Below are 8,828 nucleotides of genomic sequence, written 5' to 3' on the forward strand. Positions count from 1 at the left end.
AGCGGGGCCTCACGGCGAGGGCCGCGGTCAGCGGCCGGCGGCCGGGGCGGGCGGTACGGGCACCCCGTCCTCGGTCACGTACTTCGTGCCGTCGTCGTACTTGGTGATGGTGAAGGAGTCCAGTACCTCCCCGGGCTCCTTGTCCGTGGTGGACCGGTCGTCCCACTTCGCGGCGACGACCGCCTCGTAGCGGATCGTGTCCTTCGTGACCTTGATCCCCTGGAAGGTGGAGGTGTGTCCGGCGCGCACCACCTGGGTCGCCCCGTTGCGGGTCCACACGTTGTCGTCCCCGGGGGCGAGCTCGTAGTACTTCGGCCCGGAGACGGCGACCGTGTACACGGGGCCGGTGGTCACGCCGGGCGTGGCGGTGGCGTCGGAGTCGACGTACCCGCGGGCGTACACGTGGTCGTGTCCCATCAGCACCAGGTCGATGTCGCCGCGCTGGAACACCGGCAGCCAGGCGTCCCGCACCGCCTTCTCGTCGCGGCCCTCGGCCCCGGAGAACACCGGCTGGTGGAACACCGCCACCGCCCATTTGCTGGGATTGTCCTCGAGGACGCGGTCCAGCCACCTGCTCTGCATGCCGAGCCAGAGCTTCTCGGGGTCGGGGCAGTTCTCGCTGCACTCCGGGAGGTCGTCCGGCGTCATCAGCGAGCGGGCGTCACCCGTGCTCGCGTTGAGGGAGATGAACCGCACCCCCTGGTAGTCGGTGTAGTACGCGGTCTCGGCGAGCGCCTTCGCCATGTGCGCCTCGTAGGCGGCGCGCTGCCGCCCGGCCGGGGTGTCGTTCTCGGCCGGCGCGGCGACCGGCCCGTTGCCCGGGTACTCGAACGTCGACTTCCACTTCTTGAGGAAGGTGTCCCCCGAGTACTCGTGGTTGCCGGGCGCGGCGATGACGTTGGTCGTCTGGCTGTAGCCGTCCATCGCCCCGAACCAGTCGCGCCACTCGCTGTCGTTGCCCGAGGAGTTCACCAGGTCTCCGGCGTTGACGCTGCCGACGGCGTCGGGATAGCGCGCGTACGCCTGCTTCACCACCGGCGCCCACTTCGCCGACAGCTCGTTCTGGGCGTCACCGAAGTACAGGAAGGTGAAGTCCTCACCGGCGGGCCGGGCGGTGGTGAACCGGTACACCGGGCTGAACCGGTCGCCGGTGCCGACCTGGTACTCGTACGCGGTGCCGGGGGAGAGGCGGTCGAGGACCGCGGAGTGGGTGCGGGTCTGCTCGCCGTCCGAGGTCAGCTCCTCGTTCGCGCGGGCGGCCACGGTCCGCCACGGTGCGGTGCCGGCCTCACGGACCCGCACCTCGCCCGAGGTGAACGCCGCCGCCGTGCGCCAGGTGACGGCCTGGGACGTCTCCGGCTTCCCGGTCGGCGTCAGGACGATCCGCTCCGGGGCGGAACCGGGGACCTCGAGATCCGGATTGTCGGTGAGCGCTACGTCGAACACGTGCATGACGCCCCGGTCGGTGCCCTGCGGCAGGACGACGGCGGCCACCCGCTTCGCCGGGTCCAGCAGCTGCGGACGGGTGGCGAACACCTTGGTCTGCGTGGTGTCGGCGCCGCCCGCGGCCCGGTTGCGTCCCGTGGTGGTCACCAGGGGCTCGTTGCCGAACTGGTAATTCGTCCCGGGGGTCCAGTCGGTGAACCGCACCGGCACCGGCTGGGTGGAGCCGTCGGTGTACTCGACCACCGCGGTGCCCTGCGAGGGCCCGTTGGTGGCCAGCCCCAGGAAGGAGATCCCGGTCGCCGGAGTCCCGGCCAGGGGGATGCGCTGGCCGTGCGGGATCCAGTTGTCGGGCTCACCGGGCTCGGTGTCCGGCCAGGTGAACTCGACACCGGTGTCGCCCAGCGCGAGCTTCGCGCCCGGCGTCGCCCCGGCCGCCGCCAGCCGCTCCCGGGACAGGGAGTTGTCGCTGAGGTCGAGGGAGCCGAGGTTCCCCCGGCCGTCGGGAGTGGTGCCGATGTTGTTCCGGGCGTCCGTGCCGTCCGTGTGCGACGGGGGGACGTCGGCCGTACGGGTGCCCCAGGTGCCGGGCGTCTCCGACATCCGGAAACCGAGCCTGCCGCCCTCGCGGGTGAACTCCGCGGGGAGCCAGGAACGGGTGGTGGCGCGGCCGTTCACCTTCAGCGTGCTCACGTACGGTGCCTCGTCGGCGTGCGGCGCGTCGAGGACGATCCTGCGCCGGCTGTCGGCGCTGTCCACCACGACCCGGTCGAACATCGGGCCGCTCACCACCAGGTCGGCGGTGCCGGGGACGGCGGGGAAGAGCCCGATGTTCGCCCACACGTACCAGCTGCTCAGCGAACCGAGGTCGTCGTTGCCGGGCAGCCCCGAGGGCGTGGTGTCGTACATCTCGTCCACCGCGCGCCGCAGCACGTCCGCCGTGCGGTGCGGCTGCCGCAGCCAGTTGTAGACGAACGGCATGGTGAAGCTGGGCTGGTTGCTCAGGTACGCGCCCGAGGTGTTGTACACGCCGGCGTCGAGCTCACGGGTGTGGTCGTCCAGCGCCTTGGTGGTGGCCTCGACGCCGCCCCGCTTCTCGATGAGCGCGCCCACGTTGTGCGGGACCATCCAGCCGTACTGGTAGCCGGTCGCCTGCTCGAACTGGTCGCCCCGCTCACCGAGGTCGAACCCCCGGTCGAAGCCCGTACGGTCACGGGGGCGGATGTGGTCACTGGCGTCGTCGAACACGTTCTGCCAGTTCTGCGCCCGGACCATGTACCGGTCGTACGTCTCCCGGTCGCCGAGGCGCCGGGCGAGCTGGGCGATGCCGAAGTCGTCGACGGCGTACTCGAGCGTCTTCGACGTCGCCGAGTCGCCCTTGCGGTTCTCGATGAAGCCGACGGTCGCGTACTGGTAGGCGTGCCGCCGCAGCGTGGAGTCGGCGGGCAGGTCCTGCGTCGACTTCATCGACTCCAGCGCGGCCCGCCGGTCGTAGTCCGTGCTGCCGAACGCGTCGATCGAGGCGACCACCGACTGCAGCGAGTCACCGCTCATCTTCTGCTGCGCCTGGTTCAGGTGCGGCCAGTTGGGCCAGCTGCCGGTCTGGCGCACCATGTCGGTGATCGACTGGTTGATGTCGCTGCCGACCTCGGGGAACAGCAGCGCGATCAGCTGGGCCTGGCTGCGGTAGGTGTCCCAGCCGGCGTAGGTGACGTAGTGGTGGCGGCCCTCGGCGACCCGGTGCACCTCGCCGTCGTAGCCGCGGTACTCGCCGTTCACGTCGTCGAAGACGTTCGGATGGAGCAGCGCGTGGTAGAGCGCGGTGTAGAACTTCACCCGCTCGTCCCGGGTGCCGCCGTCCGCGTCCACCGTGCCGAGCGCGTCCCGCCACACGCGGGCGGTCCGCGCGCGGACCCGGTCGAAGCTCCGGCCGCGGGTCTCGTCGGCGGCGTTGCGGGCCGCGCCCGCGACGCTCACGTAGCTGAGGCCGGTCTTCGCGGTGACCTTCGCGCCCCGGTCGAAGACGAGGTAGGCGCCCGCCCCGTGCTTGGTGTCACCGCCGGAGGCGGCGGCCGATCCCGGCCGTACGTCCGAGCCCTGCCAGGTGCCGTGGGCCTTGACGGGCCGGTCGAACGTGGTCGAGAAGTAGGCCCGGTAGCGTCCGCCCTCGTCGCACACCGAGGCGGTCTCCACCCAGCCGCTGACGGTGTCGCCGTCGACCTCCACCTCGCTGTCGAAGACCCGGTTGTTGGAGCCGGCCACGTCGAACAGCAGCGTCGAGGTGCCGTCCGAGGGGAAGTCGAAGCGGCTCACGGCGGTGCGGGTGGTGGCCGTCAGCTCCGTCTCCACGCCGTTGGCGAGGTCCACGGAGTAGTAGCCGGGGTCGGCCTTCTCGTCGGCGTGGTCGAAGCCGACGTGGTAGTCGGTGACCTTCTCGGCCGGGCTGGACGGCAGGGCGCCGTCGGTGAGGTCACCGGTGTAGGGCAGGACGGGGAAGTCGAAGCCGCTGTACCGGCCCTCGCAGCCGGTCCCGGAGAGCCGGGTCATGCCGAAGCCGCGGATCCTGTCGGCCGTGTACTCGTAACCGCCCTTCTGGTCCCCGTCCGAGGAGCGGTACGTGGTGGGGGAGGACTGCACCATGCCGAACGGCACCGTGGCGCCCGGCCAGGTGTTGCCGTACGCGCTGTTCCCCTTGTTCTGGGAGGTGTCCAGCCGGGTGCCGATGAACGGGTCGACGGCGTCGAAGGCGGCGACGTCGCGGCCCTTGGCGGCGGCGCCCGTGACGGGCGTGAGCCCGGCGACCAGGGTGCCGAGGATCAGCGCGGCGGCGAGGAGTCTGTGCCGACCCGGCGGGGGTGTGGGCGGATGGGGTCCGGTGGCGTTCCGCATGGCGTGGGCATCCCCGCTTCCGGTAGGTGTGACAACGTTGTCCGCGTGCGGCCCCGGTCGGGCCGCGTCCTACAGTCCAGCCTTTCGGGCTCGACGGCGGAAGCCCTTGGAGAAGATCACGTGAACTCGGGGGGAAGCCCGCTGGCCCGAACGCGGCCGGGACCCCGGTGAGGGGCCCCGGCCGGCCGGTCGGACTCAGGCCGTCACGGCGCGGGGACCTCGTCCACGAAGGACGTGCCGACGCCTCGGTAGGCGTTGATCTTCGCGGTCACCTGGGCCGGGGTGAGCACCTGGTCCTTGACGTGCAGGACGTAGTCGACCTGCTGGTCGTAGGCGCGGGGGGCGGTCGACGTCTGGCCTTGGAGGTCGATCAGCCACTGGTTGAAGTTGATCGACATCGGGCGCTCGGGCAGGTACGCGGCGTCGTGCGTGCCGAAGTGCTGTCCGTCGACGTAGTAGGTGATGGCGCTGTCGTCGATGGTCACCACCAGGTCGTGCCAGCCGGCGAAGCTCCGTCGGCTCTCGGTGTGCTGGTTGACGGCCTGCCAGGGGTCGGGGTTGTAGGTCTCCCAGGAGGTCGTGTAGAGGATGTTCGAGGGCTCGCCCCAGCCGCCGTTGGGCAGGTACTCGAAGTCGTACTCGGCGTAGTCGTCGGCCATCGGGGCCTTGAGGTCGTTGATGGTGAAGAAGGTCTGCACGACGCGGTCGCCGTCGGGGCCGTACTTCGGGGTGTCGGAGAACCGCACCCGGGCGGCGTAGGTGCCGTTCCTGAACTTCATGCTCCTGGTGAGGACTTCGGTGTGGACGGTGGAGGCGCCGGTGCCGGCGGTGGAGGTCTCCAGGTTCATCACCGAGTTGCCGCCCGAGGTGCTGAAGGTGACCTTGGACGGGTCCCAGGTCGCGCCGGGCACGCCGGGGCCGCCGGAGTTGGACCGCACGCTCCAGCCGTGCGCGGAGATCGCCGGGTCGGTGTGCGAGGTGTAGTCGAAGTCGTCGAACAGGGTCTGGCCGCCGCCCGGCGGGTCGGTCGGGTCCGTGGGATCGGTCGGATCGGTGGGGTCGTTGCCCTCCGGGGCGGTGCCCCACACCGTGGCGCCGGCGAGCTGGGCGGTGACCTTGTTCCAGTCGGCGTACGAGGTCCGGGTGGCGTCGAAGGAGTAGTCGTCGCTCTGCCTGAGCGTCTGCCAACTCGACTGGTGGAAACGGAGTTGCATGTCCCCGGTGTCGGCGCCGGGCGCCAGGGAGCCGGCGGCCGGGGTGAAACCGATTTCCAGGTAGCGGTCGGCGGTCGCGGTGGGGTGCGCGAGCGTGCCGAACGTGCCGGTGACGGCGGAGCAGCCCCTGACCGCCCAGGAACAGGCGAAGCGGTACGTGGCGTTCGGGGCGTCCGCCTTGAAGTAGTAGCGGACCTTCACCTGGTTCAACTGCACCGGTGTGGAGCCCGTGTTGCGGACCTTCAGCCAGGGCTCGCTCTGGTCGGCGGTGGCTCCGCCCGCGCTGGTGCGGTACTGCACGGTGACGGCGCCGTCCGCAGCGGCGGCGGTGGTGGCGGGGAGGCCGGCCAGGGCGGCGCCGCCGAGCAGGGCGGTCAGCGCGAGTGCCGCGCGGGTGCGGCGGCAGCGGGGACGAGTGCTCATCCGTGTTCCTTTTCTGTGGGGGTGGCGCACGGTGGATCGTCTGTGCGGCGTGCGCGGGTGCCGCCGCGCGCCGTGGAGCGCGAGGGGCGGCCCGGACCTTCGCGGGACACGCACGGTCGCGGACGGACGGCGAGCGGCGGTACACGCACGGTCCTCGGGATTGACCAGTCGGCCCCCGAGGCTTTACCAGTCGATGTCGAACGAAGGTGGCATAGACCAATGTGGCCGTCAACCCTCCTGGCAGGAAAGGAAATCGATGTTCCCCGACAGTCCCCCTCGGGCGGCGGACCAGTTACGGTCGAAGCCGTACCAGTGCCACGACGACCCGCCGGTCCGACGACGAACGAGGGTCCCGCATGGAGATCGATCCCGCCGCCTCGCGCGCCGTGCTCAAGCGCGAACGGGTCCGCGACGCGATCCTCGAGCTCATCGAGGCCCGGCGCCCCGGTGACGCCATCCCCTCGGAACGCAGCCTGTGCGCCCGGCTCGGCGTGTCCCGGCCCACGCTGCGCGCCGCCGTGGACGAACTCGTGGTCGCGGGACTGCTGGTGCGCGAGCACGGCCGCGGCATGTTCGTCGCCGCCGAGAAGATCACCCAGGAACTGGTCTCCGCGCGGGGCTCCCTCGCCGTGCCGCGGGCCGGCGGTGTGTGGACCAGCCGGGTCCTGGAACTCCGTACCCTGCCGGCCGGCGCGCGGGTGGGCCGCAGGCTGCGCGTGTCGCCCGCGGCGCGGATCCGGTACGTGGCCCGCCTCCGGCTGGTCGACGGCTCGCCCATGGCCATCGAGTACCTGCACGTCCCGGCGGACCTCGTGCCGGAGCTGACCAGGGAGGAACTGGAACAGGGCGATCTGTACGAGCACTTCCGCGACCGCCACGGCGTGCGGGTCGGTGAGGCGGTGCAGTCCATCGAGCCCACCGTGGTGACCCGCGCGGAGGCGGAGCTGCTCGAGGTGCCCGAACTGTCGCCCGCCCTGCTGTTCGAACGCCTCACCACCGACACCGGTGACCGTCCGGTCGAGTACGTCCACTCGCTCTACCGGGGAGACCGGTACCGCATCGTCTCGCGGCTCGCCCTCGGGCCCCGCACCGTCCCCGCGCCGCCGCCCGGGGGACACCACCCGGGCATCCCTCCCGGGGACCTCCCGTCCGGCACACCGGTCAGCTTCTCCACGCGTGGAGTGGTGCAGGACGACCGGTGAGCCGGCGCAGGCCCCGCGCCCGGTCCTCCGAAGACTCGGAAATTCCTTAGCCGTTTCGGTGTTTGCATGGCTGCCACGAGGACGGCTCGTGAGTCAGCGCAGGCCGTGCGTCCCGGTATGCGGCAGGACCGGCCCTCCGGCCGAGTCTCCGGCCGGTGCGCGTCCCGCGCCGGATGCCGCCGCTTCCGGTCCGCGGACACGGTGCGGACTCCCGCCGACCGGTCCTCTCCGTGGCGGTGGAAAGAGAGAAGATGTCCAAGCGCGCACTGATCACCGGAATCACCGGACAGGACGGCTCGTACCTGGCGGAACACCTGCTGAGCCAGGGGTACCGGGTGTGGGGGCTCTGCCGTGGGCAGGCCAACCCGCGGAAGGACCGGATCGCCGAGCTGATCCCCGGCCTGTCCTTCGTGGACGGCGACCTGATGGACCAGGGAAGCCTGGTCTCCGCGGTCGACCTGGTCCAGCCCGACGAGGTCTACAACCTGGGGGCGATCTCCTTCGTCCCCATGTCCTGGCAGCAGCCCGAACTGGTCACCGAGGTCAACGGCACCGGCGTGCTGCGCATGCTCGAGGCCATCCGCATGGTCAGCGGACTCGGCAGGTCCTCCGGCGGCGGTCCCCGGGGCCAGATCCGCTTCTACCAGGCGTCGTCCTCGGAGATGTTCGGCCAGGTCGTCGAGAGCCCGCAGAGCGAGACGACCAGGTTCCACCCCCGCAGCCCCTACGGCGTGGCCAAGACCTTCGGTCACTACATCACCCGCAACTACCGCGAGTCGTTCGGGATGTACGGCGTCTCCGGGATCCTCTTCAACCACGAGTCCCCGCGCCGCGGCGCCGAGTTCGTGACCCGGAAGATCACCCTGGCGGTGGCCCAGATCAAGCTGGGCCTGATGGACAAGGTCAGCCTCGGCAACCTGGACGCCGAGCGCGACTGGGGGTTCGCCGGCGACTACGTGCGCGCCATGCACCTGATGCTCCAGCAGGACGAGCCCGGCGACTACGTCGTGGGCACCGGGCGGATGCACACCGTGCGCGACGCGGCACGCATCGCCTTCGAGCACGTGGGCCTCGACTGGCGCGACCACGTCGTGGTCGACCCCGGCCTGGTGCGGCCCGCCGAGGTCGAGACGCTGTGCGCGGATTCGACCAACGCCCGCAAGGAGCTGGGCTGGGAACCCGAGGTCGACTTCGAGCAGCTGATGCGCATGATGGTCGAGTCCGACCTGCGCCAGGCCTCCCGCGACCGCGACTACAGCCGGCTGGTGGCCGCCGCCGGCAGCTGGTAGGCCCCTTGGGCCGCCGGACCGTCCCGCGCCCCCGGCGTCACACACTAGGGATTTCCGCAGACGCGCCGTCCGAGACTGGGCCCATGGTCTGCGGAAGTGTGTGCGCACCACGCGCGTGGTGCGGAGGAGTCGTCGCGGCGGTCCCCGCCCGGCGCGGTGCCGGGGGTCCGCCGCGGACCGGCGGACCCCGGCACCGCGTACGGCCCGGCCCGCGCGGCGCGTGACCTCCCGCACCGGCCGCCCCGCCCCGCCGGCCCCGCCTCCTTCCGACACCCCGGCCGTCCCGCCGAACGGCCGCCCCGAACACCCGGTGTCCCCGCCGGACCACCAGCCGTCCGCCGGTCTTCTTCCAGATGGGTTGCGTTGAA

General features: G+C 71.4%; 4 protein-coding genes. 2 read left to right on the forward strand and 2 right to left on the reverse strand.

Annotated features, from left to right (window positions below; translation table 11 throughout):
• Positions 1-27: 27 nt before the first annotated feature.
• Both ACH5AO_RS18345 and ACH5AO_RS18350 read right to left on the reverse strand, forming a co-directional pair.
• Positions 28-4,332 carry a GH92 family glycosyl hydrolase gene (locus ACH5AO_RS18345; protein WP_398925780.1) on the reverse strand — a complete coding sequence of 1,435 codons (4,305 nt, stop codon included), beginning with the start codon at positions 4,330-4,332 and terminating at the stop codon, positions 28-30.
• Between the two features lie 203 nt (positions 4,333-4,535).
• A complete protein-coding gene (locus tag ACH5AO_RS18350) occupies positions 4,536-5,969 on the reverse strand; it encodes a cellulose binding domain-containing protein (protein ID WP_398925782.1) in 1,434 nt (477 codons plus the stop codon).
• 356 nt (positions 5,970-6,325) lie between these two features.
• On the opposite strand from ACH5AO_RS18350, the gene ACH5AO_RS18355 reads away from it, so the two are divergent.
• Both ACH5AO_RS18355 and ACH5AO_RS18360 read left to right on the forward strand, forming a co-directional pair.
• Positions 6,326-7,171: a GntR family transcriptional regulator gene (locus tag ACH5AO_RS18355; protein ID WP_030863450.1), complete on the forward strand. Its 846-nt coding sequence runs from the start codon at positions 6,326-6,328 to the stop codon at positions 7,169-7,171.
• Between the two features lie 251 nt (positions 7,172-7,422).
• Complete coding sequence (locus ACH5AO_RS18360) at positions 7,423-8,460, forward strand: GDP-mannose 4,6-dehydratase (protein WP_398925785.1); 1,038 nt, start codon at positions 7,423-7,425, stop codon at positions 8,458-8,460.
• The last annotated feature ends 368 nt before the right edge of the window (positions 8,461-8,828 follow it).

This window comes from Streptomyces sp. NPDC018964, assembly GCF_044390325.1.
Lineage (GTDB): Bacteria > Actinomycetota > Actinomycetes > Streptomycetales > Streptomycetaceae > Streptomyces.

Coding starts and splice junctions, on each gene's coding strand:
- ACH5AO_RS18345 (WP_398925780.1), bottom strand. CDS start 4,332: ATGCGGAACGCCACCGGACCCCATCCGCCCACACCCCCGCCGGGTCGG.
- ACH5AO_RS18350 (WP_398925782.1), bottom strand. CDS start 5,969: ATGAGCACTCGTCCCCGCTGCCGCCGCACCCGCGCGGCACTCGCGCTG.
- ACH5AO_RS18355 (WP_030863450.1), top strand. CDS start 6,326: ATGGAGATCGATCCCGCCGCCTCGCGCGCCGTGCTCAAGCGCGAACGG.
- ACH5AO_RS18360 (WP_398925785.1), top strand. CDS start 7,423: ATGTCCAAGCGCGCACTGATCACCGGAATCACCGGACAGGACGGCTCG.